29 protein-coding genes are annotated in these 26,280 nt (G+C 69.7%); 12 read left to right on the plus strand and 17 right to left on the minus strand.

From position 1 onward, the window contains the following. The first annotated feature begins 93 nt into the window (after window positions 1–93). From CGU35_RS14015 to CGU35_RS18740, 3 genes are all read left to right on the plus strand, one after another. Window positions 94–1,335 (plus strand): IS256 family transposase, encoded by a 1,242-nt coding sequence (locus CGU35_RS14015; protein ID WP_100809640.1) that lies wholly within the window; start codon window positions 94–96, stop codon window positions 1,333–1,335. Window positions 1,336–1,406: 71 nt separating this feature from the next. Then, entirely contained in the window at window positions 1,407–1,970 is a 564-nt protein-coding gene (locus tag CGU35_RS14020) for a hypothetical protein (protein ID WP_157813995.1), read from the plus strand. After that, complete coding sequence (locus CGU35_RS18740) at window positions 1,967–2,089, plus strand: hypothetical protein (protein ID WP_269800329.1); 123 nt, start codon at window positions 1,967–1,969, stop codon at window positions 2,087–2,089. Before CGU35_RS14020 ends, CGU35_RS18740 begins: the two co-directional genes overlap by 4 nt. A gap of 400 nt (window positions 2,090–2,489) precedes the next feature. On the opposite strand, the gene CGU35_RS14025 is transcribed toward CGU35_RS18740, so the two are convergent. Both CGU35_RS14025 and CGU35_RS14030 read right to left on the minus strand, forming a co-directional pair. Then, window positions 2,490–2,858 (minus strand): DUF3846 domain-containing protein, encoded by a 369-nt coding sequence (locus CGU35_RS14025; protein ID WP_100812133.1) that lies wholly within the window; start codon window positions 2,856–2,858, stop codon window positions 2,490–2,492. A 367-nt stretch (window positions 2,859–3,225) separates the two neighbouring features. Next, complete coding sequence (locus tag CGU35_RS14030; RefSeq protein ID WP_100812134.1) at window positions 3,226–3,771, minus strand: hypothetical protein; 546 nt, start codon at window positions 3,769–3,771, stop codon at window positions 3,226–3,228. Between the two features lie 259 nt (window positions 3,772–4,030). On the opposite strand from CGU35_RS14030, the gene CGU35_RS14035 reads away from it, so the two are divergent. After that, complete coding sequence (locus CGU35_RS14035) at window positions 4,031–4,897, plus strand: hypothetical protein (RefSeq protein WP_100812135.1); 867 nt, start codon at window positions 4,031–4,033, stop codon at window positions 4,895–4,897. Between the two features lie 62 nt (window positions 4,898–4,959). On the opposite strand, the gene CGU35_RS14040 is transcribed toward CGU35_RS14035, so the two are convergent. After that, window positions 4,960–6,411, minus strand: coding sequence for a ParB/RepB/Spo0J family partition protein (locus CGU35_RS14040; protein ID WP_100812136.1), 1,452 nt, complete (start codon window positions 6,409–6,411; stop codon window positions 4,960–4,962). A 376-nt stretch (window positions 6,412–6,787) separates the two neighbouring features. On the opposite strand from CGU35_RS14040, the gene CGU35_RS14045 reads away from it, so the two are divergent. The 4 genes from CGU35_RS14045 (at window position 6,788) to CGU35_RS14060 (ending at window position 9,450) form a co-directional block, all read left to right on the plus strand. Beyond that, complete coding sequence (locus tag CGU35_RS14045; protein WP_232711321.1) at window positions 6,788–7,852, plus strand: serine/arginine repetitive matrix protein 2; 1,065 nt, start codon at window positions 6,788–6,790, stop codon at window positions 7,850–7,852. A gap of 2 nt (window positions 7,853–7,854) precedes the next feature. Then, a complete protein-coding gene (locus CGU35_RS14050; RefSeq protein WP_100812137.1) occupies window positions 7,855–8,712 on the plus strand; it encodes a bifunctional DNA primase/polymerase in 858 nt (285 codons plus the stop codon). 251 nt (window positions 8,713–8,963) lie between these two features. Next, a complete protein-coding gene (locus CGU35_RS14055) occupies window positions 8,964–9,149 on the plus strand; it encodes a hypothetical protein (protein ID WP_100812138.1) in 186 nt (61 codons plus the stop codon). After that, complete coding sequence (locus CGU35_RS14060) at window positions 9,136–9,450, plus strand: hypothetical protein (protein WP_100812139.1); 315 nt, start codon at window positions 9,136–9,138, stop codon at window positions 9,448–9,450. The genes CGU35_RS14055 and CGU35_RS14060 overlap by 14 nt, the downstream gene beginning before the upstream one ends. A 10-nt stretch (window positions 9,451–9,460) precedes the next feature. Here CGU35_RS14060 and CGU35_RS14065 read toward each other — a convergent pair whose 3' ends face one another. From CGU35_RS14065 to CGU35_RS14130, 14 genes are all read right to left on the minus strand, one after another. Continuing rightward, window positions 9,461–10,042 carry a prepilin peptidase gene (locus CGU35_RS14065; RefSeq protein ID WP_100812140.1) on the minus strand — a complete coding sequence of 194 codons (582 nt, stop codon included), beginning with the start codon at window positions 10,040–10,042 and terminating at the stop codon, window positions 9,461–9,463. Then, entirely contained in the window at window positions 10,039–12,849 is a 2,811-nt protein-coding gene (locus tag CGU35_RS14070) for a hypothetical protein (RefSeq protein WP_100812141.1), read from the minus strand. The genes CGU35_RS14065 and CGU35_RS14070 overlap by 4 nt, the downstream gene beginning before the upstream one ends. 28 nt (window positions 12,850–12,877) lie before the next feature. Next, window positions 12,878–13,825 (minus strand): hypothetical protein, encoded by a 948-nt coding sequence (locus CGU35_RS18240; RefSeq protein ID WP_146048047.1) that lies wholly within the window; start codon window positions 13,823–13,825, stop codon window positions 12,878–12,880. Continuing rightward, the gene (locus tag CGU35_RS14080; RefSeq protein WP_100812143.1) at window positions 13,819–14,430 is read right to left on the minus strand and encodes a hypothetical protein; all 612 of its coding nucleotides are present in this window, start codon (window positions 14,428–14,430) and stop codon (window positions 13,819–13,821) included. Before CGU35_RS14080 ends, CGU35_RS18240 begins: the two co-directional genes overlap by 7 nt. 9 nt (window positions 14,431–14,439) lie before the next feature. Beyond that, window positions 14,440–14,814 carry a hypothetical protein gene (locus tag CGU35_RS14085; RefSeq protein ID WP_100812144.1) on the minus strand — a complete coding sequence of 125 codons (375 nt, stop codon included), beginning with the start codon at window positions 14,812–14,814 and terminating at the stop codon, window positions 14,440–14,442. Then, on the minus strand, window positions 14,811–15,209 hold the full coding sequence (locus tag CGU35_RS14090; protein WP_146048048.1) for a pilus assembly protein TadE: 399 nt from the start codon (window positions 15,207–15,209) through the stop codon (window positions 14,811–14,813). Before CGU35_RS14090 ends, CGU35_RS14085 begins: the two co-directional genes overlap by 4 nt. Window positions 15,210–15,259: 50 nt before the next feature. Continuing rightward, window positions 15,260–15,679, minus strand: a complete 420-nt coding sequence (locus CGU35_RS14095) for a TadE/TadG family type IV pilus assembly protein (protein ID WP_100812146.1) — start codon at window positions 15,677–15,679, stop codon at window positions 15,260–15,262. 174 nt (window positions 15,680–15,853) lie between these two features. Then, complete coding sequence (locus CGU35_RS14100) at window positions 15,854–16,738, minus strand: hypothetical protein (protein ID WP_100812147.1); 885 nt, start codon at window positions 16,736–16,738, stop codon at window positions 15,854–15,856. Next, window positions 16,735–17,613 (minus strand): type II secretion system F family protein, encoded by an 879-nt coding sequence (locus tag CGU35_RS14105; protein WP_100812148.1) that lies wholly within the window; start codon window positions 17,611–17,613, stop codon window positions 16,735–16,737. Before CGU35_RS14105 ends, CGU35_RS14100 begins: the two co-directional genes overlap by 4 nt. Then, window positions 17,610–19,223 (minus strand): CpaF family protein, encoded by a 1,614-nt coding sequence (locus CGU35_RS14110; protein ID WP_157813996.1) that lies wholly within the window; start codon window positions 19,221–19,223, stop codon window positions 17,610–17,612. Before CGU35_RS14110 ends, CGU35_RS14105 begins: the two co-directional genes overlap by 4 nt. Continuing rightward, complete coding sequence (locus CGU35_RS14115) at window positions 19,216–20,067, minus strand: hypothetical protein (protein WP_100812150.1); 852 nt, start codon at window positions 20,065–20,067, stop codon at window positions 19,216–19,218. The genes CGU35_RS14110 and CGU35_RS14115 overlap by 8 nt, the downstream gene beginning before the upstream one ends. Before the next feature lie 6 nt (window positions 20,068–20,073). Continuing rightward, a complete protein-coding gene (locus CGU35_RS14120) occupies window positions 20,074–20,676 on the minus strand; it encodes an SAF domain-containing protein (protein WP_146048049.1) in 603 nt (200 codons plus the stop codon). Between the two features lie 210 nt (window positions 20,677–20,886). Continuing rightward, window positions 20,887–21,669, minus strand: a complete 783-nt coding sequence (locus CGU35_RS14125) for a sigma factor-like helix-turn-helix DNA-binding protein (protein ID WP_100812152.1) — start codon at window positions 21,667–21,669, stop codon at window positions 20,887–20,889. 335 nt (window positions 21,670–22,004) lie between these two features. Beyond that, window positions 22,005–23,246 (minus strand): IS256 family transposase, encoded by a 1,242-nt coding sequence (locus tag CGU35_RS14130; protein ID WP_100809640.1) that lies wholly within the window; start codon window positions 23,244–23,246, stop codon window positions 22,005–22,007. 128 nt (window positions 23,247–23,374) lie between these two features. On the opposite strand from CGU35_RS14130, the gene CGU35_RS14135 reads away from it, so the two are divergent. From CGU35_RS14135 to CGU35_RS18420, 4 genes are all read left to right on the plus strand, one after another. Beyond that, on the plus strand, window positions 23,375–23,719 hold the full coding sequence (locus CGU35_RS14135; RefSeq protein WP_198519600.1) for a hypothetical protein: 345 nt from the start codon (window positions 23,375–23,377) through the stop codon (window positions 23,717–23,719). Continuing rightward, the gene (locus CGU35_RS14140; RefSeq protein WP_100812154.1) at window positions 23,716–24,531 is read left to right on the plus strand and encodes a hypothetical protein; all 816 of its coding nucleotides are present in this window, start codon (window positions 23,716–23,718) and stop codon (window positions 24,529–24,531) included. The genes CGU35_RS14135 and CGU35_RS14140 overlap by 4 nt, the downstream gene beginning before the upstream one ends. Continuing rightward, entirely contained in the window at window positions 24,528–25,571 is a 1,044-nt protein-coding gene (locus tag CGU35_RS14145) for a ParB/RepB/Spo0J family partition protein (RefSeq protein WP_100812155.1), read from the plus strand. Before CGU35_RS14140 ends, CGU35_RS14145 begins: the two co-directional genes overlap by 4 nt. Window positions 25,572–25,636: 65 nt before the next feature. Next, window positions 25,637–26,275: a hypothetical protein gene (locus CGU35_RS18420; RefSeq protein WP_181003452.1), complete on the plus strand. Its 639-nt coding sequence runs from the start codon at window positions 25,637–25,639 to the stop codon at window positions 26,273–26,275. Window positions 26,276–26,280 lie beyond the last annotated feature (5 nt).

The raw sequence follows: 26,280 nt of genomic DNA on the forward strand, positions 1-26,280 counted from the left end.
GGATCGGGTGACCGTGTCGCTGCGGACGTAGCGACGGTCACCGCGTGATCCTTCGAGAGAACTCTTCACATCCATCTCGAAAGGACCCCGACGATGACCGTCTCACCCCACGATATCGACCCTGCCCGCTTCCTCGAAGACCACCTCGCGCAGGCGTCTCCCGATCTGCTGCGGGAGATGCTCGGCACGTTCATCAACCAGCTGCTATCCGCGGACGCGGACCAGATCTGCGGCGCCGCTTACGGCACGATCAGCGACGACAGGGTGAACCGTCGCAACGGTTACCGCCACCGCGACTTCGACACCCGCGCCGGGACCATCGACGTGAAGATCCCCAAGCTCCGGCAGGGCACCTACTTCCCGGAGTGGCTGCTGGAACGCCGCCGCCGCGCGGAGGCCGCACTGACCACCGTGGTCGCGACCAGCTACCTCCTCGGCGTGTCCACCCGTCGGATGGATGACCTGGTGAAGACCCTCGGGATCACCGGGCTGTCGAAGTCGCAGGTGTCGGAGATGGCGCGCGACCTTGACGAGCAGGTGACCGCGTTCCGCACCCGGCCGTTGGACGCCGGCCCGTACTCGTTCGTCGCCGCCGACGCGCTCACCATGAAGGTCCGCGAGGGCGGCCGGGTCGTGAAGGTCGCGGTGCTGGTCGCGACCGGCGTGAACGCCGACGGCTACCGCGAGATCCTCGGTCTGCAAGTCAACTCGACCGAAGACGGCGCCGGCTGGCTGACGTTCTGGCGCGACCTCGTCGCGAGAGGCCTGACCGGCGTGAAGCTCGTCACGTCCGACGCACACGCAGGTCTGGTCGCAGCGATCGGCGCGACCGTCGGCGGGTCCTGGCAGAGGTGCAGAACCCACTACGCGGCGAACCTGATGAGCGTGACCCCAAAGTCCTCGTGGCCATGGGTGAAGACCCTGCTGGGCACGGTTTTCGACCAGCCCGACGCGGAGTCCGTGCACGCCCAGTTCGACCGCGTCCTGGACGCGCTCGAGCACAAGCTCCCCAGGTCGTTCGAGCACCTCGAGGCCGCACGTGAGGAGATCCTCGCGTTCACCGCGTTCCCGAAGAGCATCTGGCGGCAGATCTGGTCCAACAATCCGAACGAACGCCTCAACCGGGAGATCCGCCGCCGCACCGACGTCGTGGGCATCTTCCCGAACCGCGACGCGATCATCCGGCTCGTCGGCGCCGTCCTCGCCGAGCAACACGACGAGTGGGCCGAGCAACGCCGCTACCTCGGCCTCGACGCCCTCGCCGCCGCACGCCGCGTCGGCGAACCCACCACAGAGGAGGTGATCGAACCCGACCTTCGGGCCCTCACAGCCTGACCTCGACACGAGGGATCACACGATCACCGATACACCACGTCCCAGGACTTGACCCTCGGTACAGTGTGCTCGTGAGATGGCCTTGGGGGCAGAAGAAGCCGGGCGCGGCATACGAACCACCTGCGGGGCTCGTCAAACTGGACGCCGAGCATCTCGATGTCATCGAGAAGCAACTCGAACGCCAAGAGGCGGCAATGACCAGCCGCTTGTCGAACACGAGCACCCGCGCCGCGGTCCTCATCGGTGTCAGCGGCGCGCTGGGCGGCACCGAGCTCGTCACCGCTTCGGGGAACGCGTGGATCAGCGGCATCAGCCTGGCACTGTATCTCGGTGCGGCCGTGTGCGGACTGTTCGCGATGCGTTCCCGCCTGACCGAGCAACCCGCCCTCGACGGCACCATCACCGAGTACGCGGCCAAAGCAAGCGAATGGATGCGCCGGTCGCTCGTGGGCAGTCGCCTGGCATCCCAGAAGCGCTCCCGCACGCAACTCCGTCACCGGCACAACTGGCTGATCGGCGGCTTCATCGTCCTCATGGCCGCCTGGGTCGCATCCGGCGCCGGAACGATCTACGGCATCGTCAATCCTCAGCCCGCACCGCCCACCATCATCCAGATCGAAGGAGATATCCCATGACCGACACTGTTTCCGGCGGCAAGGACGGCGAAGAGGGAACCATCAAGATCTTCACCGAGACCGTGGTCGAGCACGCCCAGGAGCCTGATCCCCTCACCGACCTGCGCGCCTCCGAGTAGGGGACGCTCAGCTCAACCCCACCCCCGTCGATCATCGCCGGGGAGTCATTGTCGAGCCCGCCACTTCATGGAAGACCAAAGACTCGACCATCCAGGGCGGCGTCGTCGGGGCGGCGGTCAACGACGATGACGAGATCGCATCAGATGCGATTCGTCATCGTCAACTGGACCTTGATTGCAAGAAGTGTGTCGACGTCGTTCTACACGAGGATGGTGAGCGCGCGCAGCGGCCGGGTTGTGTGGAATTCTCGGGCGCGCGAGCTGTTGCGGGACGTGAGCGAGGGTGGGTGGGTCCAGCTTGGTGTCGGGGTTGCGGCATTGGCCGGCCTGATGCGGAGCCGTGCCTGCGTGATCTGGGTTCAGGCACGACCCGCCTCGCGGGCGATCCGTCCACTGGCTATCAGAGGTTGTCGCGGACGAGGTCGATGATGGCGGTGAGGTAGGCCGCAACGACCGCGCGTGCGTGGCCGTGGGTGAGGCTGCGGGACTCGCCGCTGTCGACGTCGTAACTGAGGAAGACACCGGCTCCGAACAGCGCAGCGGGGGCGCCCAGGTGGGCGGCCGTGAAGCTGAGGATCGGATTCAGCGTGCTGCGGCTGATGCCGTCGTCATCGACGTAGAGACTGATCCCGAGGGGCAGCCCGACCACGTCGAAGGTGTCGCATCCGATCGCGCGGTGGAGGTTGTGGACGAGGCGGGCGGTGGTGGTGTCGTCGATGGTGACGGTCTCGAGCTGTCCATCGAGGGTGATGCGGATCCCGGTGAGCATGGTTGCCTCCTGTCGGTTCGTGGGTGCCGTCCTGGCGGGAAGCGAGATGACGGGGCGACGGGGGAAGCGCCAAGCGGCGACCGAGGTCGGGGAGCGTGAGCGGAGGGAGCGAGGTCGCCGCTTGGTGCTGGAGGAGTCGTCCCGTACGCTCGCGGCGCCAGAGGACGGCACCCACGAACCGGTGAGGCAGCCGGCGCGGGCTCGCGTCGCTCGCGGTGCGACGGCCGGTTGCCTTGGACGTCTGCAGCGCGAAGCTGGCGGGCTTCTGACACTCGGCTGCCTGTGTTGGCAGCGAGGTGACCCCGAAGCGCGATTGACACGACGGCGACCCTGGACTGCGCGGCCAGGGCCGCCTACTCAGTGAGGCTCAATCGTCGGCTTCGGCCTCCCTGGCGTCCCAGCTCTCCAGGTCGGCGTCGTCGAGGCTGTGACTTTCGAGGTGTTCTCGGACGTCTGCCAGGTACAGGCTGTCGACCCTGCGGATAGCGTCGTCTTCGCTGTACGCGTTGATCTCAAGCCACACCTCGAGCGTGATGTGTGTGCGAACTCGGAAGGAACGGTCCAGGTCTCCGGCGTCGCGCAGGTCCTGGCGGCTGGGGCCACCGACGGTGTCGATGATCGCGTCGTACTGGCCGCAGTACTCCTCCTGTTCGGCGACGAGCGCGGCGGCGACCCAGATGTGCCGCATCCGCGGGTCGTCCGCAGGCACCGGCGCGGTGCGCAGCTGCTCGTTCTCGGCGCGCAGCCGGGCGGCCTCACGTTCGGTGTCGGCACGGGCCTGGATGATCGCGCGCAGCTTGGCGGCCTTGGCGGGGTCGACCAGAGGTAGCGGCTCACGCGCGGTCGAGACGAGTGAGGGGGCGGCGGTGAGCTCGGTGATGTTGGTGATGGTGGTCGGCGTGTCGATCGACATGGTCGTGTCCTTTCTGCCGCGCCCGGGTGGGCGTGTCGGCAGGGCGGGCGGTCACGGGGCGGTGCGGGAGCGGCGGCGGGCGACGCGGCGACCGCCTGCGGGCGGGCGCGGCGTTCGTCGCCGTCCGCACCGCCCCGTAGCCTGCGTCGCCGGCGATGCCCGCCCCGCGGCGCGTATCAGGCAGCGACCGATCGCGCGCGACTGGGGCGACACACCATCTATACGTGCGGCACCGTGCCGCTCAGAAGGGACGGACGTCGTGGCCGAGATCAGTGCCGGGGAGGAGATGCTGCGGACGATCCGCGATGCGGCCACAGTGCCGATCCCGGAGCAGCCGCGCAGATCGCAATTCGCGTCCGAGGAGAGGTTCGCTCAGGCCTGGGACGACTGGCAGGGGGAGGCGCTGGAGCGCGCGTTGAGCGCGCTGGACGCGATCGTCGTGCTGACCGGCACGGACCGTGCCGCCCCTGTGCAGCTGTGGACACCGGGCGAGCTGCTGTCGGTGTCACTGCTGCGGTCGGCGCTGACGCAGGCCGAGCGCAACCCCGCCGCCTGGCCGTACAGCGCGGCCGAGCTGGACCGCGCCCGCAGCCTGCTGGAGCGGACCAACCCGCAGGTATCGGTTGCGACGCCGAACGCCGTCGCAGGCGGTGAGCGGTGGACGGGGTGGGCGTGGGACGCGGCGCACTGGATCCCACCAGGCGTGTACGACGCGACCGGGACGCACGACGGGCAGCGGTATCGGCTGGTCGTCGGTCCGGTCGCGGATCGTGTCGCCGGCGAGTCCTCGGCGGCGTTCCGGGTCGGTGACGCCGACCGCGCGATCGTCGATCAGCTCGCGGCGACGCTAACGGGCCTGGCGCCCGGTCACCTCGCCCGGACCCTGGATCAGGCCGTCGCGGTCATCGAGGACTCCGGCCGCGACGTCGACGCGGCACGCCAGGTCAGCGCTGACCTCGCCCGAGCCGAACGCGCCCGAGCAGCCCTGCCCCGCCCACTCCCCGGGCCTGCGGCCGCGCCCCCGGCCATGGCGGCGGCGCTGAGCGACCGTGCCGCACACATCAATCGAGCAGACCCGGCGGACGAGTTGACCCCGGCTCGCCCCACGGCCTCGCGGCGGTTGTAGCCGGGAGTGCAGAAGCAGGAAGGGGCGCCCCAGCCACTGCTGGGGCGCCCCTCCTATGCGGATCAGACGGCCGGCTCGACCTCGACCCCGTCCGCGGTGGACTCCTCCGGAGCCTCGCCGACCTCCGTCTCGTCGTCGACCTCGACCCCGTCGACCTCGTGGGTCTGGGTGTGTGCGACGACGATCTGCTCGACGTCGCAGAGGGTGTATCCCCAGGCCTCGAGCGTGGTGAGGTAGCCGCCGGTCCTGCGGTCGGGGTTTCGCCAGGAGTGCCGTCCGGTGGAGCCTTCCAGGCCGCCCAGCACGATCGCCAGCGTCACATGCGCCGCCTTGGCGGGGTGGGTGTGCACGAACCCGGCCAGCCGGTCCGCACCCCATCCGCTGTCCTGGGCGACCCCAAGCAGGTCGTGGGCGAGCTTGTTGCCGCCGTCAAGACCCTTCGCGACCACAGTGCGGTCCGCCGCGAGCGCGGTGGCGATGACCCGTGGCGCGTCCTTGGGGAGGGTGCGGCGCCCGAAGAACTGGGTCAGCCACTCCCGCCTGACGGTCTGCGCCGCATCCCACGCCTTGTTGTTGGCGATGACTTCGCGCCGTTCGGCCTTCTCCTCATCGGTCATCGGCCCGGACTGACCGCCGCCGAAGCGGGGCGCGAACCCGTGGGCCTTGGGGTCGGCGAGGAAGTACGTCACGTGCACGTCGTCCCCGTAGTACACCCGCACCAGCGCGGCGGCACCGTCGAGCCCGGCGATCTGTTCGGCGGTGACGAGGTTGCCGTCGCTGTCGACCAACTCCGTGATCCGGGTGTGGGTGGTGTCCTGGTAGCCGGGTTCGCGGTCCAGGATCGTGTAGCCCTGCGCGGCGAGGTCCTGTTCGGTAGCCTCCCGCGCGCGGGCGCGCGCCTGGTCGTCCCGGGCGCGCTGTACGGCGTGATCGAACTGCCCGGGCGTTTCGACGGCGATTGCGATCAGCTCGGCGACGGTGCCCTCGTCGGCCTCGAACTCCACCAAGGCGGCGGCCTGGTCGAGGGTGAGCTGGTGGGCGGCGATCGCGGTGGCTGCCAGTTCGTTTCCGGCGACCTTGAGCCCGGTCTTGACCCGTGCGGTCTTGGTGCCGGTGCGCTTGGCGATCACCGCGGGTGTGAGCCCTTCCAGCGCGAGCTGCTGCCACGCGGCGGTGCGCTCGGTGTCAGTGAGCGCTTCGCGCTGGTCGTTCTCAACGATCTGCTCGACGATCCGTTCCACGGTGTGCTCCGTGCTGTCGACCACGAACACGGGGATCGCGGTCAGCCCCGCCTCGCGGGCGGCGAGGACGCGTCGCTGCCCGGCGCGGACGATCACCGATCCGGTGTCGTCGCGTCGGCCGCGGACGGGCTGGAGCACGCCGTGCTCTCGGATGGTGGCGATGAACTCGTCGGTCAGCGGCGCGCTGGGTCGCACGTTCGTCTCCAGCACGATCTGTGCCGGGTCGACGTACTCCAGGATCCCGACCGGCGGGCTCTGGGTAGTGGTGGTCATGGCATTGCCCTTCTGTGTGAGGAAGGATCGCGGCGGGTGCCGTGTCCCTGGCCGGTCCGGTTGGTCCGTTCCGGCACGCAGAGGGGAAGCGACCAGAGCCGGCGCAGTGCCCGCCGCGAGCGGTTCCTAAGCGGAGCCCGCAGCGACGCGGCAGCGGTGCGGAGGGCGGAGTCTGGAAAAAGCGAGCAAGGGAACGCAGCCGGCGGCGGGAGCTACCGTCGCAGGGCCGGAGACGGGCGACCGGTGCCGCGTTGGCGACACGCGCCGCCACCGCCCACGACGCGGAGGACCGAGGCCGCGCGCGTGACCGCGGCGCAGGGATGGGCGTGCACACCACGCTGGAGCGCCACCGCGCGGGTGGCTCGAAGGCGGGTGGATGATGACGCGTCGATACACGCGGGAGGAAGTGGCCGCGTACCGGGTGGAGAAGATGGAGGAGGTCACCCAGCGGCTGCAGGAGTCCGTGCAGCGGCTGGTGACCGGGCAGGACTGGCTGGAGTCGATCCGGTTCGCCGCGCGGTTCCGGTCACGGTCATGGCTGAACACGCTGCTGCTGTTCAGCCAGCAGGCCGACGCGTTCCAGGCCGGCCGGGTGCCCAGCCCGTACCCGACCTATGTCGCCGGGAGGGTGGCGTGGAAAGCGCTGGGGCGGTGGCCGACACAGCCGGGGTTCGTGATCCGGCAGCCCGTGCTCGTGGCGATGGCCTCCGCCACCCCACAGGACCCAGGCTCCTGGCACCGCCTGCCGCGCGGGCAGCGACCCGAGCCGGGCGAGGTGGTGCAACAGCGGATGGTGGGGGTCAAGCCCGCGAAGGTCTGGGACGTGTCGATGACGGACGGCACGCCGATCCCGGACCGTCCTGAGCCCCAGCTGCTGGAGGGCGCCGCTCCCCCAGGGCTGCTGGCGGCTGTGCAGGAGCAGATCCGCTCCTCGGGATACACGCTGCAGGATGCTGCCACCGCTGTCGCGCTGGATGGTGCGAACGGGATGACCAGCTTCGCGGAGCGGACGGTGAGTGTCCGTGCGGATATGGGCGAGGCTGCGCGGCTGAAGACGACGCTGCACGAACTGGCGCACGTGAAGCTGCACGCCCCGGACTCCCTCACCGCACGCGGGGAGCATCGCGGGATCGGGGAGGTGGAAGCCGAATCGGTGGCGATGTTCGTCGCCGCCAGCCACGGGCTGGACACCAGCGGATACACCGTCCCGTACGTCGCTGGATGGGCGAATAGCGTGAGCGACCGGACCGTGGCGGAGGTGCTGCAGGACACGGCCGACAAGGCCCGCCGCACCGCCCTCGGCATCCTGGAAAACCTGCCCGAGCCCGCCGTCTCAGATGGATACCCGCCGGGGATGAGCGAAGCCCTCGAGGCGCGATCGAACACGACATCACCGCAGCCGGAACGCTCACCTGCCGCACGCGCCTCGGTGGGGCGGTGACCATGGCGGAGCTGGAGTTCCCCGCTGCAACGGCAGCTCTGCCCGCCGCCGCGGTGCACTATGCCCGGCATGGTCTGAGGGTGTTCCCGTGCGTGCCCAAGCACAAGCGGCCGATGACGGAGAACGGATTCAAAGACGCGACAACGTCGGTCGGTGTGGTGGAATCCTGGTGGCGGTCCTGGCCGTGGGCGAGCATCGGGATCCCGACTGGTGGCGACGGCATCGACGTCCTGGACATCGACGTGTACGCCAGCGGCGACGGGTACGGCGCGTTCGCCGAGCTCGAGGACGCCCGCCTTGTCGACGGGTGGGCCGCGAAGGTGCGCACCCCCTCTGGGGGGATGCACGTGTACTTCCCGGCCGATCCGGCCTGGCCGCAACGGAACTGGGCGGTGACGGCGTCCCACATCGACTTCCGCGGCGAAGGCGGGTATGTTATCGTGCCGCCCTCCTTCGGGGCTGGAACGAAGCGGTACGAAGTCATGGAAACAGCTCCCGCCGCCCGCCCGCTGGACTCCGCCCGGGTCCGAGACTTCCTGCGTCCGCCACCGCCGCCCATCGTCGCCCCGCCGCGGGCGCTGGATCGCTCGCCGGACGCGATCGTGCGGCGGATCGCCGGATTCGTCGCACGCCAGTCCGAGGGCAACCGCAACCGCGCGCTCTTCTGGGCCGCGTGCCGAGTCGCGGAACTGGATCTGCCGGAGGACTACGCGCACGGCGCGCTGGGGATGGCGGCGCTGCGCACCGGTTTGAAGCAAGAGGAGGCCGTGGCCACGATCCGCTCCGCGTACCGCACGGTCTCGGCGACGAGGTCGCTGCATCTGGATCCCGGGCCAGCCCCTCCGCCGCTCGGCCTGTGAGTGTCGTTCTGCCGGCCGTTCCGAGCGATCCGATCGCGGGTCCGAAGGGTGGCGGAGGACATGGCGTGTCCGCACCATGCGTGCGAAGAGGATGACTGATGTCCCCTTGGAGGCGTACTATCCGATCTAGAATATAGTTTCTATTAACGGACGGCATCATGAGAGTAGTGTCACCACACCGTGCAGCGACGGTCTGGTTCGAAGACGGTGTCCCGACGCGGCTGTTCTGGACGGACAGACGATGGAGAGTCTTGGATCGCCCCACGCGGCTGGACGTCCGGGAGGACATCCTCTTCCCGCCGGCTACCGGCGGCTCCCCGCGAATTGGCAGCGGGTGGCGGTTCATCGCCGGCGCGGAGGATCGCGCCGAGACGTACGTGTTCGATCTGCGCGAGACGGCGCCGGACAGGTTCGAGGTGCTGCGTGTCTTCGAGTGAGAAAGTACCGATCGAGCTTCCCGACGGTGTCGGACTGCGGCGCCTGCCGCCGAAGTCTCATCGGTCGCGCAACGCTCCGCCGGAGTGGGACGTGATGCTCGACGGTGCACGCATCGGGTGGATCGAACAGTGGAACGTTCGCAGCGCCAGTTCGACCTTCTACCGGGCGACCGCGGTTCACCCGGGAACCGGCGCACCCATCCCGCTCGAGTCGAGCACAGACCTCGCCGAACGGGTGGAAAAGGTGGTCGCCGCGTGGAAGGACCCGGCGCGCTTCGTCCGCAAGTCGTCCTGGGACTGAGTGGCCGCGTTCACGCGGACAGCGCGGCCACCGTGCACACCGCGGCTGCCACCGCGAGTGCCGGGCCATGCGCCACGGCGCCGGGTCGATGCAGCACGTACACGACGAGCTGATGCATCCCGCTGATCCCCACGGCGACGACCGGGATGAGCATCCACGCGACCCCACCGAGGCCGCCGACCCACAGCCCGAGGGCGCCGGCGAGCTTCACGTCGCCGAACCCGACCGCCCCCAGCAGTCCCAGCACGAAGTACACGGCGGCGAGCACCACGGCTGCCAGCGCAGCACCGCCGAGATGTGTGCGCGCCAGATCGCCGGTCAGCAGCGCGCCGGCGGCCAGCCACCCCACCGCAAGACCGGTCAGGGGCAGCAGCAGCCGGTCCGGGATCTGATGTGTGCGGAGGTCGACGACGCTCACCGCCACGAGAACGATGGCGCCCGCGCCCAGCAGCGCCGCCGTTCCGGCGGGCGGGAGGGCCCGGTCGATCCCGGTGGCAACGGCGCCGACCGCGATCGCAAGTCCGGTCGTGGCGGCCGGGATCAGGCGGTGCGGCGCCGCGGGCGCGACGGCGGGTGGTGCGGGGCGGGTCATGGGTCCGTGACCAGTTCCCGGCGACCCTCATCGATCAGGGACTGAGTCTCGGGCTCGGGTTCGTAGCCCTCGTCGAAGCTGTCCAGATACCGTTCCAGATCGCCGACGATCCGTTCGAACCGGTCGGTGTCGCCCTTGGCCAGGGCACTGAGCATCAGATTGCGCCAGGCGGTCTCGTTGACCGGGTCCACCACGTTGCCGACGGTGGCGGCGAACTGGGCGCGGCCGTGGTCGCGGGCCGCGTAGGCGCGCCGGAACAGCTCGTCCGCGACGTCGCTGATCCGCGCGATCATCTCCTCCAGGTCGAGGTGACACCAGGCCCAGAATCGTTGCTTGATGCCCGCGAACGGCTGCCCCTTGACCAGGCGCAGTGCCGCCCGCAGCCGCTCGGAGCTCGCCGCGGTGATGTCGGTGCCGACGAGGTCCTCGAACTCGCCCCAGTCGCTGCGGATCCCGGTGTGAAGGCGGTACCCGTGGGTGGAGTCGTAGCGAGGAAGATAGTTCTCCACTGTGCCCGTGTCGACGTCCGCATCGGTGGCGCCGAGCCAGTTCCTGGTGTGGTTGGTGAGCTTGCGCATCGACATGGACGCGGCCTGGGGGGCGGCGTTGGGCCAGAACGCCTGGGCGAGTTGGTCGGTGGTCGCGTGCGGGTGCAGGTGCAGGTAGGCGACGAGCTCGACCCCGCGGCCGGGGGCGGGCGCCCGCGGCTCCCCCTCGCGTTCGGGAAGATCGATGCCCACCGGTCCGAGCAGCCGCAGGTATGGGGCATTAGGCTGAGCGCTCGCCTGAGGCGGAGGCTCCTCATCGTCAGGAGGACGTGTCTCCGTGGGGTGGGACGGGTCATCGTCGTCGACAACGGGTGCGGGTCGTCTGGCGGCCGCCGGCGCATCGTGTTCGGAGGTGCGGGGTGGCGCCGCGGCGTCGTTCATCAGGCGGGTCAGGAGGCTGAGGACCTCGTCGCCCACGTGCTGAGGATGCAGTTCAAGGCCGATGGGCTCCAGGGACGCGTGCTCGTCGTCGCGCAGACGCAACTGCGCGCCGTCGAGGAGCGGTTGCCCGGCAATCACCGCGATGCCGGCCTGGTCGCTGTGCGAGACGATGTCGGCAAGCGCGTCCGCTTGCGCGTCGGTGAGCGTGGTGTGGATGATGACGACCTCGGTGGACCATGAGTCGGGAGAGTCGCTGATCCGGGCGTCGGCGATCGACGCGTGACCGGCGTCGGCGAGCGCCCGGCGGACGTCCATGGTGCGCGCGCGCAGGGCCGGCAGCAGCGACTCGGCGTCGTTCAGATACCGGACTCGTCCGGTGTCCACAGCGCGGGCCAGTCCGTGGTGCGCGCCCACGACCGTGACGCGCAGGTCGTCAGACCACTGCGCGGTGGAAAGCTCCAGCGTCATCGACGTGAGCGCGGCGGCGACCTGGGCGGGGTCGCCGTGAACCTGGAGGGTCCGCCAGTGCTCGAGGTCGATCAGGATGTGCGCGCCGACGGGGTCCTGGCCCAGCAGCAGCAGCGACGGATAGGGGTTCACCGCGCCGGGCGCAAGATCGGCCGCGGCGGCGGGGTAGGTCCAGACCAGGTCGTCGTCGCTGGCGGATTCGAAGGGTGCCGGCAGTCGGACCGGGTCGGCCAGGAAGAATGTGGGGCCGGTGGTGTCGAGCCGGATCGCGTACAGGGCGGGCAGGGCCGTGCCGGTGCTGGCCGCCCAGGCGCCGAGGGCTCGTGCGGCTCGATCGACGTCGGCGATGCCCGCTTCGTCGCTGGCGTCGCGCAGCTGGCGTTCCAGCTGGTGGGTTTGCTCGTCGGGGAGCCGGAGACGTTCCCCGCTCCGGCGACGTCGACGCTGGTGCACCCGCAACGCCACAAGCACGGTCAAGAGCCCGGCGGCGAGCAGCCCGGAGATGCCTCCTGCGGTGCGCACCACGGCGGCGAGGTCGCTGTCCTCGTCGCCGCCGTCCGTGTCGGTGGCGGTGTCGGCGACCGTGTGCGGAGCCTGAGCGACTTCCGGATCCGCGGTCGGCGTGGGGTGGTCGATGCCCGGCCCCGGAAGTGCCTGCCGGTCGGGCTCAGGAGGGGTGGGCGTTGCGTGGTCATCCGCGGGCGGGGCTGCCGGCTCCGGCGTGGCGACGGGAGCGCTGCGGGGCTGCGGGATGTGGACGGTCCAGGCGGGCAGAATCAGGTCGGGGTCGGTCAGGCGTCTTCCGCCGGGCTGTTCGATGTGGGTGGATGCCTCGAAGATCTCCGGATACCGTTCGCCGGCACCGAGCTCTTCGGCGGCGATGTCCCAGAGCGTGTCGCCGGGCACGATCGTCCGCTCCAGGAACTCATGTTCCGTGGTGACGGGCTGTTCGGGTCGGGATGCCGCGGGTATCTCAGTGGGCTGCGAGATGTCGGCCGCCGGAACAGCACTGGTCATCGCGGGCGGTCCGGTGGATGCCGCGGAGGCAGGCGTGGCGGTGGCGCCGAAGATGACCAGGATGGCGGCGACGAGCGCGGATGCGGCCGCTTGCTGCATCCGGAAGGCCGCCGGGGCGGGGCGCGGGGTGGCGCCGCGGCGGGCGTGGTGGATCGCGGTGGGGATGGCGGCGAAGAGGGGAACGGTGAAGAACGCCCAGGCGCCCCACCCGATCAGCGGAAGAACCGTGCCGAGGAAGAAGCGGCCGCCGAAGTCGGGGACGGTCATCGCCTCGCTGAGTGTCTCCCAGGAGGGCAGGGGGTTCCCGGCCAGTGCCAGCAGGACGGCGGGGGCGCCGATGATGAGGACGGCCGCGGCCAGTACCGAGGCGATGCTTGCGAGGATGCGTCTCATTTCCGCGTGCCGTTCTCTCGGATTCTTGTCAACGGTTGGGAACGTTGACGGACTGGAGTTCCTGGATCTCGAGGGGGACCGTGCTCTCCGCGGTGAGCGGGATGGTTCCACTCTGTCCGCCTCCGACCCAATCGACATCCCATTGGCTGCGTGCAACGACGGAGTAGTAGCCGCCGGGTTGCTGTCTGCTCGTGAGCGCATAGGAGTGACCGCAGTCGGGGGAGGCGCCCAGGCCCCGCGCCTCGTCATAGGGGGTCCCCGGTCCTGCGCAGGCGACTGTGGCACCGTCGCCCATGACCCACACCACGCCGGTCACACGGGCCGTGACGGTGACCGTTTGGCCTCCGAGGGTGGCGGTGACGGTGTAGGGACCCCAGTTCTGCGCGGTGCGGTTCTGTGCCCACAGCCAGATCGGGATGCCGACGTGCCCGCGCCGGTGCCCCCACTCGGCGTTCACGTCGGGTGCCATGCCGATGTCGATGCCGTGGAAGGTCATGGTTTGGACGATCCGCGCGGCGGCCTGGCCAGGCGTGAGCTCCAACCCTGGTGGAGGCTGTGTGAGCCAGTGACCAGTGGCGACGACGAACCCGGCGCCTGGCGCGTATGGCGTGCACAGATACCAGGCTCCCGTCGGGTCAGCACCAGGTGGTGGCGGGTGCTCGCCGAGGACGGCCGGATCGCGCAGCTCCCAGTAGCACTGGCTCGCGTTGCTCCAGTGCCCGTGCTCGGACACGCACGGCACCTCCACGTACCCGCTGCCGACATCCGCCAGGCATTGCGCTGGCCCCGGCGTCACCCCCGTGTGCGGGTCGGGTGCCGGATCCGTGGGTGGCCGATCCAGCTGGATCGTACAGGCCAGGGCGATCGCGTCGCAGTGGGGTTCCTGCACGTCCGCGTGGGCCGGCAGCGGTGCGAGTGCCGCCAGCAGAGTGAGCATGGTCAGCAGGACAATCCAGTTGCGGTGACGTCTCAGCATGGCTCTGGCTCAGCGGGAGATGGAGTGTCGAACACGATCCAGGACTGTGTCGTGGGCCGGTAGACCAGGACGGGCTGGAAGCGCACACGGCGAACATCAGCGACCGGAACAGGGCCGCCGTCCGCGTACAGGAGCTCGACTTGGCTGGAGTCGTAGCATCCACCGAGGGTGACGGTTCCGAACGGGATGGAGGCGCCGTCGACGACGGCTTCGGATGCCTGTCCGGATGATGTTTCGAAGCGGAACTGCCCCTCGGCGTGGATGCCCTGCGCTGCCAGCTGAGAGGCCTCGTCGCGCAGCCGGCTCTCGGCGGCTCCGCCGACCAGGGCGGCGAGGTCGTGCTGTCCGGACGGGTCGGCGTACACGGCGGAGCGCAGCTGCATGTACCGGCCGATCGTGTCGACCGCGTGCGCGATCGCGTCGTCGGCGGTGGAGGGCGGACCGACCGTGTCGGGGGTGGCTATCGGGGTGGCGGATGGCGAAGGGGACGGCGTGTTCACGGAGGGCGACGGGTCGGGGGTAGGCGGCACCGTCGGTGCACAGCCGGCGAGAAGGACGACGCTCAGGCCCAGCGCGGCGAGCGTGGTCGGTCGAAGGATGGTCATCGGTGCTCCTTAGCCGCTGATCAGTCGTGCGGAGGCGGTGGCCTCGGCACGTAGTGTCTCCAGGCCCGGGAAGACCGCGAAGATCGTGTCGTAGCTGGCGGTTACGGTGACCGTGACAGTGTTTGCGATCACGGACGCCGACCCGGACTCGCCGGCGGCGGCGATGTATTCGAGCGCGGCGGCTCGTGCTGCGGTGACATCGATCGCGACAGCGCCGGTGGCGACGACGTGGCCAGACACGGCGTTTGCGCCTACCCGTGCCGCGTCCTGGGCGAGGGTCATTGCGCGCTGCTGGGCGAGGATCTGCCCTCCTCCGTCGACGACCCAGGCGATCACCACGACGAGGGCGAGGACCGCGGCGGCGACGTAGCTGCTGGCCTTCATGATCGTTCACGGTAGCGATCGACCGGGTTGGTACCGGTGGCGGTCATGGAGGTGGTCAGGGGCGCGTCAGCGAGAGGCAGATCGACGAGTGCGATGGTGCAGGTGATCGTCACGCTCACGATTCCGATCTCCCCCAGCGGCGCACGTAGTCCGGATGGGTCGACGTCGACGGTGAGAGTCTGGCACGACACGCCGTGGGCATCGATCGCTCTACGGGCGGCATCGTCACCCTGAGTGGCGGCGGTGTCGGGGTCGCGCAGCAGTGAGATCTCTCGCGCTGCGGTGGCCGCTGCCGCGTGCAGACTCGTCTCGGTCTGATTGATCCATCCGAACGAGATGGTGAAGCCGAGCAGAATGATCACGCCGACCGCGAGGACGGCGGTTTCCGCGGACATGTCCATCTCCCCCCGCTGCCGTACGTGCGAGCCGAAGAAGCGCCGAACGGTCATCCCGTCCACCGTTCCACCGGACCCGTGTAGGTGCCGTTGACATCCAGCCAGACCCAGCCGGGGATGATCCCGGGAGCCTGGCCGGTCACAATGACGGTCAGCTCGGTGGGTGTCAGCTGAACGTCGACGCTGGCCGCGAGGAGCTCGCCACGACGTGAGTCGAGGAATGCGGTCGCGGCCGCATCCCCGTCGGACGCGGATGCGTCCAGTCCGTGCGCACCGTTGAACGCGACGGTCGCCGCGGCCTGGGCGACCTGGGCGGCGTGGAAATAGAACCCCAGCTGCAGGCCGGTGAAGGTGAGCAGCAGCAGGAACGGATACAGGAGTGCGGCCTCCGCGACTCCTCGTTGTCGCCGACCGCGACCCAGCAGCCGCGCCCACGCGGAGTTGGGCGGCGGGCGTGTCGGTGCGCGCATGTCTCAGCCGATGACGGGGTTCAGCGTCCCGGTGGCGAACGCCGTGATCAGCGCGACGACGACACCGGCCAGCAGGATGCCGCCGACGAGCAGGACTGCTCGGGTGGGGATCTCATCCATGGTCTCTTCCTCTCATCTCTTCTTCTATTGGTGATGCGTCATGCCGCACCGGGGTCATCTCGCGATGATCGCCATCACCGCGGGGGTCATGAACAGTCCTGCGAGGACGAAGACCGTGAGCGCCAGCGGGGGGCCGATCTTCACGCTCTGGGCGTTGGCTTCTGCGTGCGCCTGGCTGACGATGGCGTTGCGCAGCGCGTCGCCGGCTCCGCGCAGGGAATCGGTGACGCGTGCGCCGTCGCCGGCGAGGCGCATGATCCGGGAGGCGTCCTGCAAGGCGGGGACCTGGATCTGCTCAGCGAGTCGTTCCAGCGCGTCCCATTGGGTCTGTCCGGTGTACTCGGCGAGAGTGAGCTCTTCGCGTATGCGTCGGAAGACCCACGAGTCGGCGACGCTCGCGGCATTGGCCATCGCGCGGGCAGGTCCGGTCGCGCCGTCGCTGAGCTCCACGGCCACGAGGCCGACATATACGGCCATCGCGCGGGTGAATTCGGCCCGGGCACGCCGCGCGCGGGTGCGCACCTCGGCGTCCGGGCTTGTCCAGCCGACCACCGCGGCGACCACGGAGATGGCCATCCAGATCCACAGCGGCAGCACTGGGAGGACCAGGTTGATGAGCGCGCCCAGCAGCAGCGGGACCAGCAGGCCGACAGCGGCGCCCAGGACTTTGCGGTAGAGGAATGCCGCAGGTGGCATCCCGATCAGGACGAGGTCGGCGGCCGGGATCCGGAAGCCGGGCGCGTCGGGGAGGTGGCGGTGCGCCCACTCGCCGATGATGCTGGGTGCATCCCGGCGCGACGGCGCATCCGGGCGGGTCGTCGTTCCCAGGCGGGTCAGCGCCGAGGCGACGTGGACGTGACGGGGGGCGAGCGCGCTGACGAGCACCGCCGCCCCGCATCCGACCAACAGGCCGGGCAACGCGAGCATCCACCAGCTCATCGGTCCGGCTCCTTCGACGCGAACAGGCGTGACGGGGGGCTTTCCCGCAGGATCGCGCGCACCCACAGCAGCAGGCCGATGTAGCAGGCGATCCAGAACGCGAGCATCGCCTGCCCGATCGGTGTCGCGTAGCCGGCGAACTGGCCGGAGCGGCCGAAGAGGGGAAGGACCAGGACGACGCCCACGGTGATGAGGGTCACGATGCGCAGGCTCTGCCGCGGCTTCGCGCGGTCCGCCTCGATGGCACGGCGCACGCGTGCCTCGGCGGCCATCTCCTCCGCGAGCGCGTCGAGCGCTCGTGGCAGGTCGCCGGCGCGTTTGCGTGCCGCCTGGATGAGGTGGGCGGTGACCTTGTCCGCGGCGGGGTCGGCGAGGTCGTCGGCGAAGGCGCGCAGGGCGTCCTGGGTGTCCCACCCGCCGCGGAATCGGGACACCAGGGTGGCCACGGTAGGGCGGATGTTCTCCGCGGTCGCGGGTAGCGACAGTTGGATGACGTCCTCCACGCCGAGCGTCCCGGTCTGCACGAGCGCGGCGATGTTCCGCGTCCACGCCGCCAGAGCCTCCGTCAAGGTCAGTCCGCGGGTACTGGGCTTGACGAGCACCTCGGGGAGGAACAGGAACCCGGCCGGCACCGCGACCAGGGCGACCGGCCATCCCGAGATCAGCCACGTCGCGATCCCGACGACCACCCCGGCGACAAGACGCCCCCGCTGCCGGCTCATCCCGCGGACAAGTCCCCGTGCGCGGTCGACGACCCGCATACGCGCGGGCGTGGTGTCGCTGCGCGGGGCAGGGGCGGTCAGCGACCCGTAGAGGATGAAAGCGACGCCGCACAGGGCGACAGAGATGGCGAGCACAGTGAGCAGGTGTGTCATCGTCTCCCCCCGGTGTGGAAGAACCCGTCGGGAAGTCCCACGCGCTCGAGCTGGGTCCGCAGCGTCGGGGTCGGCTGCGTGCCGGTGAAGGACAGCTCGCCCGCGTCCGGGTCGTAGCGCATCAGCGCCTGGGCCAGCGGCGGGCCCTTCTCTGTGGTGGGGGCGGTGACCTCGGCGATCTCGGTCACGATGTGCCGGGGAGCCGTGCCCGGGGCGGTGACCTCCCGCACCTGCACGATCAGGCGGATGTGCTGCTGGATCAACCGCAGCGGATAGTAGTCGTTGGTGAGGTTGCCTTCCTCGATGATGAGGTTCGCGAGACGGAAGATCGCGTCGGAGGGACTCTCGGCGTGGATGGTGGCCAGCGATCCCCCGCCGATCTGCATCGACTCCATCATCGCTTTCACCTCCGCGCCGCGGACCTCACCGACCAGCACCCGCTTGAGGTTGTGGCGCAGCGCGTCTTTGATGGCCTGCCGCAGCGAGTATTCCCCGTGGGTTCCCTCCCCGGTGCCTTCGCGCATCTGCAACGGCAGCACGGCGACGTGCCGGTGGGGCAGCTTGTGCAGATACAGCTCGTATTCGGTCTCGACGGTCGCGATGAGCTCATCTCGGGGGATCGCTGCGGCGCAGGCACGCAGCAGCGTGGTCTTGCCGGCGCCGGGCTCGCCGGAGATGAGCACGTTGCGTTCCGCAGCCACGGCCGCGGTGAGCAGGCGCGCGGCGGGACCGGTGAGAGTGCCCAGGCGGACCATGTCATCGAGGTCGACGTCGACATGGTTGTGGATGCGGATCCCGGCGGAGGGCTGGGTCGCGACCGAGGACGCGAGCAGGTTCAGACGCGCCCCGTCGAGATCGATGCCGACCGACGCCTTCACATCGGAGAACTCACGGTGCCGCTTCTTCGCGATGTTCTGCAGCAGCCGCATCAGCTCCGCGTCGTTGCGGGCGATCGGCGGTTTCAGCGCGTAGCTGCCGTCCTGGTATCGGACGATCACCCTGTCATGGCCGAGGATGTTGATGCTCTTCGCGCCCGGTTCGGTGATCAGCGGCTGCAGCCTCCCCCACCGGAAGATCTCGTTGAACACCGCCTCGACGTAGCGGTGCCGCTGGTCGGCTGACCAGTCGGCGTCCTGCCCGCGCTGCAGCAGCACATGACGGGTGACGTAGTCGTTGACCACGCGGAGGATGATGTCCTGGTTGTCGAGGTCCCGTTCGCTCAGCTCCGGTGACGCGGTGGCGGTGTCGAGGTAGACGGTCTCTCCCAGACGTACGGCGTCCGCTTGGGGGAGAAGCTCGCTGGCCGTCTTCTGCAGCAACTCGACGAGATCCCAGTCGACGACTCCGTCGGGATCGGTGCTGCTCGTGGTCCGCGGTCGGGGGCGGACAGCGACCCCTGCCGACGGAGCCATGGCGGCGGGGGCGATGAGCTCTGCCGACACTGTGCTCGCCTCCGGGAGGACACCGGGCTGACCGGGGAGGGGTGCAGGTTGAGCGGCGGCGAGAAGGTGGCGCGCCGCACGGGGCAGCTCACGGGTCGCGGTGTCGCGGAACAGCGGCAGCGAGGTGATGTCGGCGGGTGCCGGTTCGCGGCCGCGAGGATCAGCCATGGGATGCTCCCGCCTCGGCGGGCCACGGACGGCGTTGCGTGGTGAGCGGGTGGGACAGTTCCTGAACGAACCGGCGGACCGCGCGCTGGTACGAGCTTCTCGCATGCCGCTCGGAGATGCCGGCCGAGTATCCCGCCGCGCCGCGGGGAGAGAAGGGCAGGACGCTGATGACCTCCACTCCGACACGCTTCTCGAAGTCCAGCGCCTCGGTGCCGTGTCGGGTGGGCGAGGCGATGAGCAGCAGCCTCAGGTGCGAGTCACGGCCGAGGGGCGCCAAACGGGCACGGAGCTCGGAGATCCGCCCGATCGACCGGAACAGGTCGGGCAGATTCGCCCGGGCGACGATGACGAGACGGTCACAGGCCTCCAGCAGTGCCTGCCGGGGTTCGACCCTGTTCAGCCTGCCGAAATCGACGACCATGTCGGTGCCGAGCTCCTCCAGCTCGCCGCCGATCCCGGTCAGCGCGGTCCACAGGGAGCTGGTGCCGTCGGCGGCATCGAGGTTGTCGAATCCCGCCACCACCCAGAGGCGATGTCCGTCGCGCACAGACGGGTGGGGCAGATACGGATCCTTGGGGAGCTCGTGAATCGGCACAGACAAGGGCAGCGTCGGGTCGAGGAAGGCGTCGGCGGTGAGGTCGCCGCCAGTGTGCAGCAGCATCGCCTGGCTGAGGCTCCGCGAGTAGTCCAGTCGCCCGCGCAGCAGCCCGGGGAGCACGGCGCTGATGTTGGAGGTGTCGGCCTCGATAAACACCGCCGGTCTCGGCCACAGGAGGGCCGTTGCGACCGCGGACGTGGTGACCCCCGGAGAGCCGGCGATGGACGCGAATCCGACGATGGCCACGATGCATCACCCCACCGGGTCCAGGACGAGCGCGAGCGTTCCCGCCGCCGCGCGGCTGGCGAGGGACGCCGCGGCCGTGGTAGGCACCAGCACGTCGACGATAGTGAGAGTGCCGGTGTCGTCGGCGGCGACGGCGGCAACGATCGCCTCGACCGGGAGTGCGTTGGCGTCGGAGGTCGGGCGGCCACTCGCGTCCAGCAGCTGCGTGGCGACAAGGCGGACGTGGTCACCGGCGACGATGCGGCTCGCCGGCATCTGTCCGGGACCGAGCGGCACGCCGACCAGGGACTGGCCCGTGGGCACGCCGACCTCCTCCGCCGTGTTCGCGGTGGTCAGCAGGCTTCCCGCCGGCAGGTCGACGCTTGCGTACCGTCCCACGACGCGGGACGCGTCGTCGATCGTGAAGACATCCAGCGACTGGTCTCTGCCGATCTGCATCTCCCGGAGCATCGACGAGTCGATTGGTTCCCCTCGGAGCACCTCGCTTCCGGTGATGAAGACCGTCACGGAGTTGCCCGCCGAGGTCAGCAGCACGACGGAGGTGAGCGTGCCCACCACGACAAGGACGACGCCGGCCGCGATCACCGGCGCGCGGCGCCGGGTCCGCACCGGCGCCGGCGCGGACCGGTCCGGTTGGGCAAGTGGAGGAATTCGGTCCGTTAGGCCGGTTGCCTGTGTCATTGGTGCCTCCTGCTTACCCGTCCAGCTAGACGCGTCGGCAGGGCGGGAACAAGAGGCTCACGCCAGTCGCGGGAAATGCGACTGCATATCCCGCATGGGGAACGTCTGCCTGCGGCGATTCTTAGTGTCCGACTGCGCTCAGTCAACGTTGTGTCGGTTTGTTGCACGGGCTTGGTGCCACCCAGGTACGAGGTCAGCGGCCGCGATGTTGATTCCCAACCCCTCACCGCAGGCGGCGGCGGTAAGCCGGCGGCGGGCCCGGAATGCCCGTTTGCGGAGGGTGTCGTAGTCGACGGACATCTCGCTGGCGAGCTCCCGGTACCCCTCCCCGAGCACGTCGATACGCACGATGAGGCGGGCTTGGTCGGGGTCCAGGACTCCGGCTGCAACTGCCCACTCCAGCACAGCCTCCACCCGTGCGCCCGGGTCGATCCATTCAGGGGTGGGGCTTTCGAGCGGATGCGGAAGCAGGGCCGGGTCGAAGGGGATCTCCCGGGCCGGTGGCTCAGCGGCGAGAATCGTGCGCAGGATAGCCAGCACGAGCGAACCGCGGACGTGGTGCATGCCGGGTGTGACGCGGAAGGTGCGGATCACCTCCCAAGCGGCTCCGATCGCGACCGCGACGGCATCGGCGCCGGCAACACTGCGCACAGTGGTGCGGGAGAACGCGATGACCTTCGGCATCATCATCGCCAACAGCACCCGCTCCGCTTCAGGACTGCCCTGGGCGGCGTGCTCGAGCAGAGCGCGCAGGACTGCGTCCTGCCGGTCGGCCGAGCCGGCGCGCATCAGCGTCATCCACTCGTCTCCGGTGCCAGAGCCGAGAGCGCCGAGGTCGATGCATTCGCGCGAGTAGTGCTGCTCCCATTCCCGGTCCAGCTGGGCGGTCAAAGGGGTGATACGGCGTCGCACTTGTGACATGCGAGCTCCCATCTCGTTGAGGTGGTCTCGAGACTGCTCGGGGACGGTAGAAGCGCGTGTGGAATTGAGGGCTCGCCTCGTGGATTCGCTATGGGCGGTGCGGTGGAATCCCCGTCTCACCCGAGTGGAAAAGCCCCGATCAGCAGCGTCTTCAGGCGCTGCTGCGAAACCCGGCGAAATTGGCTTAGCCGCGGTCCCCATCGATGCCGATTCCGTACCTAGTAGAGGCAGCAGCGGCCGGGCCCGGCGCGGACGGTGCGGGCGAAGGGACGGTGATACCGGGTCAAGTCCTGGGACGTGGTGTATCGGTGATCGTGTGATCCCTCGTGTCGAGGTCAGGCTGTGAGGGCCCGAAGGTCGGGTTCGATCACCTCCTCTGTGGTGGGTTCGCCGACGCGGCGTGCGGCGGCGAGGGCGTCGAGGCCGAGGTAGCGGCGTTGCTCGGCCCACTCGTCGTGTTGCTCGGCGAGGACGGCGCCGACGAGCCGGATGATCGCGTCGCGGTTCGGGAAGATGCCCACGACGTCGGTGCGGCGGCGGATCTCCCGGTTGAGGCGTTCGTTCGGATTGTTGGACCAGATCTGCCGCCAGATGCTCTTCGGGAACGCGGTGAACGCGAGGATCTCCTCACGTGCGGCCTCGAGGTGCTCGAACGACCTGGGGAGCTTGTGCTCGAGCGCGTCCAGGACGCGGTCGAACTGGGCGTGCACGGACTCCGCGTCGGGCTGGTCGAAAACCGTGCCCAGCAGGGTCTTCACCCATGGCCACGAGGACTTTGGGGTCACGCTCATCAGGTTCGCCGCGTAGTGGGTTCTGCACCTCTGCCAGGACCCGCCGACGGTCGCGCCGATCGCTGCGACCAGACCTGCGTGTGCGTCGGACGTGACGAGCTTCACGCCGGTCAGGCCTCTCGCGACGAGGTCGCGCCAGAACGTCAGCCAGCCGGCGCCGTCTTCGGTCGAGTTGACTTGCAGACCGAGGATCTCGCGGTAGCCGTCGGCGTTCACGCCGGTCGCGACCAGCACCGCGACCTTCACGACCCGGCCGCCCTCGCGGACCTTCATGGTGAGCGCGTCGGCGGCGACGAACGAGTACGGGCCGGCGTCCAACGGCCGGGTGCGGAACGCGGTCACCTGCTCGTCAAGGTCGCGCGCCATCTCCGACACCTGCGACTTCGACAGCCCGGTGATCCCGAGGGTCTTCACCAGGTCATCCATCCGACGGGTGGACACGCCGAGGAGGTAGCTGGTCGCGACCACGGTGGTCAGTGCGGCCTCCGCGCGGCGGCGGCGTTCCAGCAGCCACTCCGGGAAGTAGGTGCCCTGCCGGAGCTTGGGGATCTTCACGTCGATGGTCCCGGCGCGGGTGTCGAAGTCGCGGTGGCGGTAACCGTTGCGACGGTTCACCCTGTCGTCGCTGATCGTGCCGTAAGCGGCGCCGCAGATCTGGTCCGCGTCCGCGGATAGCAGCTGGTTGATGAACGTGCCGAGCATCTCCCGCAGCAGATCGGGAGACGCCTGCGCGAGGTGGTCTTCGAGGAAGCGGGCAGGGTCGATATCGTGGGGTGAGACGGTCATCGTCGGGGTCCTTTCGAGATGGATGTGAAGAGTTCTCTCGAAGGATCACGCGGTGACCGTCGCTACGTCCGCAGCGACACGGTCACCCGATCCGTACACCACCTTGCCGGACGCCACCGTGATACCGGATGAGCGAGACCGAGACCATCGGTGAGGACATCGAGCGACCGCGGCATGACAGGCGGCGAGACTGGCGGGCGGGCGGGCGCCCCGCAAGGGGCGCCCGGACCCGGGAAGGCGTGTGGGTGGAATGGGTTCGCCCGACGGAACTGGGAACGCGGATGGCCGGGATGCTCGCCCGCAACGGTGTGGACCTGGACAGGCGCCTGCGTGCGGCATTGATGCAGGGACGGATCGAGGCGACCGACCGGCTGCGTCAGCGACTCGCCGACCGTCGCGCCCGTCTGAACGGAGCCGGCGACCTTGAGCGCCCCGAGGGCATGACCATCAAGCGGCCTGGTGTCGGACAATGAGCCTGACGAGGATCGAGCCGAGCGCGGCCGGGCGGGAGCATCGGGCGGAGGAGCCGTTCGCGTCCGCGGACGCGGTCCGTGGGGCGTTGCAGACCATCCACGCGGCCGGCCCCGTTGGGTGGCGCACGCTTCCGATCGCCACCGAGCTGCTCTCCTATGCACAGGCGCGGTTCGCCAGTCTGGCGAGGTCGTGGCATCGTCCCCCCGAGGATGCGGCATATGCCGCGTTCCTCGCGATGCGGGAGCCGGGCATCCTCAACGCGGACAGCCCGTGGGCAGTCGTGCGGAAAGCCGTCGCTCGAAACCTGATGGCCGAGACGCAGGGGGAACGTCATCTGCAGAGCCCGGAGCGGGCTAGGCGCCTGAAGAACCATCCCAACACGGTGCCGGTCCGCGCCGGGGACGACGAGACGCTGATGGAGGGGACGGAGGATGACGGCGGGGAGGTCAGCGACCGGATCGACGGGATCGTGCAGTGCGCGGCCGCGTACCTCGCTGTCGCCGGGTGGCCGGCGCTGGGGGCGGTGGGGGCGGCAGAGTATGTCTGCCAGCGGATCTCCGATCTCGGCTCCCAGGAGTCCGCCGTCGACGTGCTACGGCGCGATCATGCGTTCCGGCAGTTCCTTCAGTTGTCCAAACCCGAGTGGGCGGCCATGGTACGGCTGCTCGTGGGGGCCAAGGCCACCGCGGCATCCCCGGCCCGGCCGGGTCTGCTGGTCCGGGTGCTGTCCGGCGAGACGCTCGCAGAACTGCTCGGCGATGAGCGCCTACGTAGCCTCGCCCAGCAAACCCTGCCCGGAAGCCAGCCGTGACCGACACCGGCTTCGCCGACGTCGCCCCCTCGCGCATCGTGCGGGGATACCAGGCACGCCACGATCTCGGCGATCTGAGCAGCCTGCAGGAGTCGATCCGCGAACGAGGGATCCTGGAGCCGCTGACCGTGACCGCGGACTTCGTCCTCGTCTTCGGTGCCCGCCGTCTGGCCGCCGCCACAGCCCTGGGCCATGCCACGGTTCCCTGCTGGATCGCCCGCGGAGTCTCCGACAAGCTCAGCCACGTTCTCGCCCTGAAGGCATCGTTCGAGCAGCGCAAGGACCTCACTCCCACCGAACAGGCTGCGCTGTACGCCGAGTTGCGCGAGCTCGAGGCGGCTGAAGCGCGCGCCCGGCAAGCTGCGACACGTTTCGGCGCGCCCCGAGCCGCGTCCCGCGGTGGTGGCGAATCGCCACCACCGCGCCGGGGGAAGGCGCGCGAGAAGGCCTCGCGGACGATCACCGGCCGCAACTCCTATCATCAGCACGAGCAGGTGCTCGAGCTGCAGTCCCTGGCCACAAGCAAGGCCACCCCGGACTGGCTGCGTGCCCAAGCCGAGCAGGCGCTTGCGGAGATCGACCGGTACAGCAAAGTGCACGGCCCCTACCTCGAGGTGCGCACCGCGCAAGCAGCGCACTCGCTGCGCGCGCTTGCCTCTGACACGACAGCGCCGCCGCCGGTGCGCGCGGAAGCCGACGCCACCCTGCGGTCCCTGACACCCCGTGCCAGTGCGCTCTCGGAGGCGAGCAGGACGATCCGCCGGCTGGAGGAAGGCCAGCGGTCGGGATGGGCGGATGTGGACCCCCAGTCGCGTTCCCGGTTCGCCCGCGAACGCCTTCTCGCCATGATCGAGGACCACAGCTCTCACCTCGACCGGATCGATGCGGCATCGCTCTCACCGGTGCTCACCGTCGAGGACCGCCAACGGCTCACCGCGTTCCGTGACCTGGTCACCATCTTCACCGCAACCGTCCTCGAGGGCACCGCCCACGCCCCCACAAGTCCGCCGGCACCGCGACACGAAGCTGAGGCGAGCTGAGGCGAGTCCACGCCGACGCTCTTGCGTCCGCGGGGCAACGGGATGCCCAGACCCACCTAGGTCGTATGACCACACGGCCCACGTCCGGCGCCTCGATTCGGCGGCGTCGCATCCTCGTGTTGATCGTGGCCGCCGTCGGGGCCGCGAGCCTGATCGCCGCCGTCGCCGCCGGCTTGTACGGGCTGGGCCTGCCTGGGCCGGCGCCCACCGCCCCGCATCCCTCCCACACACCCGCGAGCCCGGCGGCTGCGACGTCACCCGCTGACCGGTTGGCGCTCGGCGTCGCCGACGCACTCTTCCGGTGGGACAGCATGCACGACGCCGGCCCACAACAGGCCGTCCAGCGAGTGTTCGACCAGGCAAGGCCTCCCGACGATGAGCGCGCCGGGCTGGAGGCGGACCTGGCAGGCTACCTTCCCACCGGAGACGCGTGGGACCAGCTGCGTGAGTTCCATACCCGGCAGGAACTGCATGTGCAGCGGGTGCGCACGCCCGCCACATGGGCTGGTGTCGACAAGACAGGCCTCCCCTCCGGCGTGGACGCGCGCACGGTGGAGGGTGTCCGCCTTCGCGACGGCTACGCGTTCGGCGCGGATGTCCGGTCGGAGCACACGGTGTCGTTCACGATCTTCATGGCCTGCCCGCCAGAAGGCGGACCGTGCGTCGCCCTTCGTGTGTCGCGGCTGAACGATCCGCTGCCCTGAGTGGC

This window comes from Microbacterium sp. BR1 (assembly GCF_002812725.1).
GTDB lineage: Bacteria > Actinomycetota > Actinomycetes > Actinomycetales > Microbacteriaceae > Microbacterium.

What these genes read in the sequence shown, in the direction of transcription:
- CGU35_RS14015 (WP_100809640.1), top strand. Translation starts at nt 94, where the DNA reads ATGACCGTCTCACCCCACGATATCGACCCTGCCCGCTTCCTCGAAGAC.
- CGU35_RS18740 (WP_269800329.1), top strand. Translation starts at nt 1,967, where the DNA reads ATGACCGACACTGTTTCCGGCGGCAAGGACGGCGAAGAGGGAACCATC.
- CGU35_RS14025 (WP_100812133.1), bottom strand. Translation starts at nt 2,858, where the DNA reads ATGCTCACCGGGATCCGCATCACCCTCGATGGACAGCTCGAGACCGTC.
- CGU35_RS14030 (WP_100812134.1), bottom strand. Translation starts at nt 3,771, where the DNA reads ATGTCGATCGACACGCCGACCACCATCACCAACATCACCGAGCTCACC.
- CGU35_RS14040 (WP_100812136.1), bottom strand. Translation starts at nt 6,411, where the DNA reads ATGACCACCACTACCCAGAGCCCGCCGGTCGGGATCCTGGAGTACGTC.
- CGU35_RS14045 (WP_232711321.1), top strand. Translation starts at nt 6,788, where the DNA reads ATGATGACGCGTCGATACACGCGGGAGGAAGTGGCCGCGTACCGGGTG.
- CGU35_RS14050 (WP_100812137.1), top strand. Translation starts at nt 7,855, where the DNA reads ATGGCGGAGCTGGAGTTCCCCGCTGCAACGGCAGCTCTGCCCGCCGCC.
- CGU35_RS14065 (WP_100812140.1), bottom strand. Translation starts at nt 10,042, where the DNA reads ATGACCCGCCCCGCACCACCCGCCGTCGCGCCCGCGGCGCCGCACCGC.
- CGU35_RS14070 (WP_100812141.1), bottom strand. Translation starts at nt 12,849, where the DNA reads ATGAGACGCATCCTCGCAAGCATCGCCTCGGTACTGGCCGCGGCCGTC.
- CGU35_RS18240 (WP_146048047.1), bottom strand. Translation starts at nt 13,825, where the DNA reads ATGCTGAGACGTCACCGCAACTGGATTGTCCTGCTGACCATGCTCACT.
- CGU35_RS14080 (WP_100812143.1), bottom strand. Translation starts at nt 14,430, where the DNA reads ATGACCATCCTTCGACCGACCACGCTCGCCGCGCTGGGCCTGAGCGTC.
- CGU35_RS14085 (WP_100812144.1), bottom strand. Translation starts at nt 14,814, where the DNA reads ATGAAGGCCAGCAGCTACGTCGCCGCCGCGGTCCTCGCCCTCGTCGTG.
- CGU35_RS14090 (WP_146048048.1), bottom strand. Translation starts at nt 15,209, where the DNA reads ATGTCCGCGGAAACCGCCGTCCTCGCGGTCGGCGTGATCATTCTGCTC.
- CGU35_RS14095 (WP_100812146.1), bottom strand. Translation starts at nt 15,679, where the DNA reads ATGCGCGCACCGACACGCCCGCCGCCCAACTCCGCGTGGGCGCGGCTG.
- CGU35_RS14100 (WP_100812147.1), bottom strand. Translation starts at nt 16,738, where the DNA reads ATGAGCTGGTGGATGCTCGCGTTGCCCGGCCTGTTGGTCGGATGCGGG.
- CGU35_RS14105 (WP_100812148.1), bottom strand. Translation starts at nt 17,613, where the DNA reads ATGACACACCTGCTCACTGTGCTCGCCATCTCTGTCGCCCTGTGCGGC.
- CGU35_RS14110 (WP_157813996.1), bottom strand. Translation starts at nt 19,223, where the DNA reads ATGGCTGATCCTCGCGGCCGCGAACCGGCACCCGCCGACATCACCTCG.
- CGU35_RS14125 (WP_100812152.1), bottom strand. Translation starts at nt 21,669, where the DNA reads ATGTCACAAGTGCGACGCCGTATCACCCCTTTGACCGCCCAGCTGGAC.
- CGU35_RS14130 (WP_100809640.1), bottom strand. Translation starts at nt 23,246, where the DNA reads ATGACCGTCTCACCCCACGATATCGACCCTGCCCGCTTCCTCGAAGAC.
- CGU35_RS14135 (WP_198519600.1), top strand. Translation starts at nt 23,375, where the DNA reads ATGAGCGAGACCGAGACCATCGGTGAGGACATCGAGCGACCGCGGCAT.
- CGU35_RS14140 (WP_100812154.1), top strand. Translation starts at nt 23,716, where the DNA reads ATGAGCCTGACGAGGATCGAGCCGAGCGCGGCCGGGCGGGAGCATCGG.
- CGU35_RS18420 (WP_181003452.1), top strand. Translation starts at nt 25,637, where the DNA reads ATGACCACACGGCCCACGTCCGGCGCCTCGATTCGGCGGCGTCGCATC.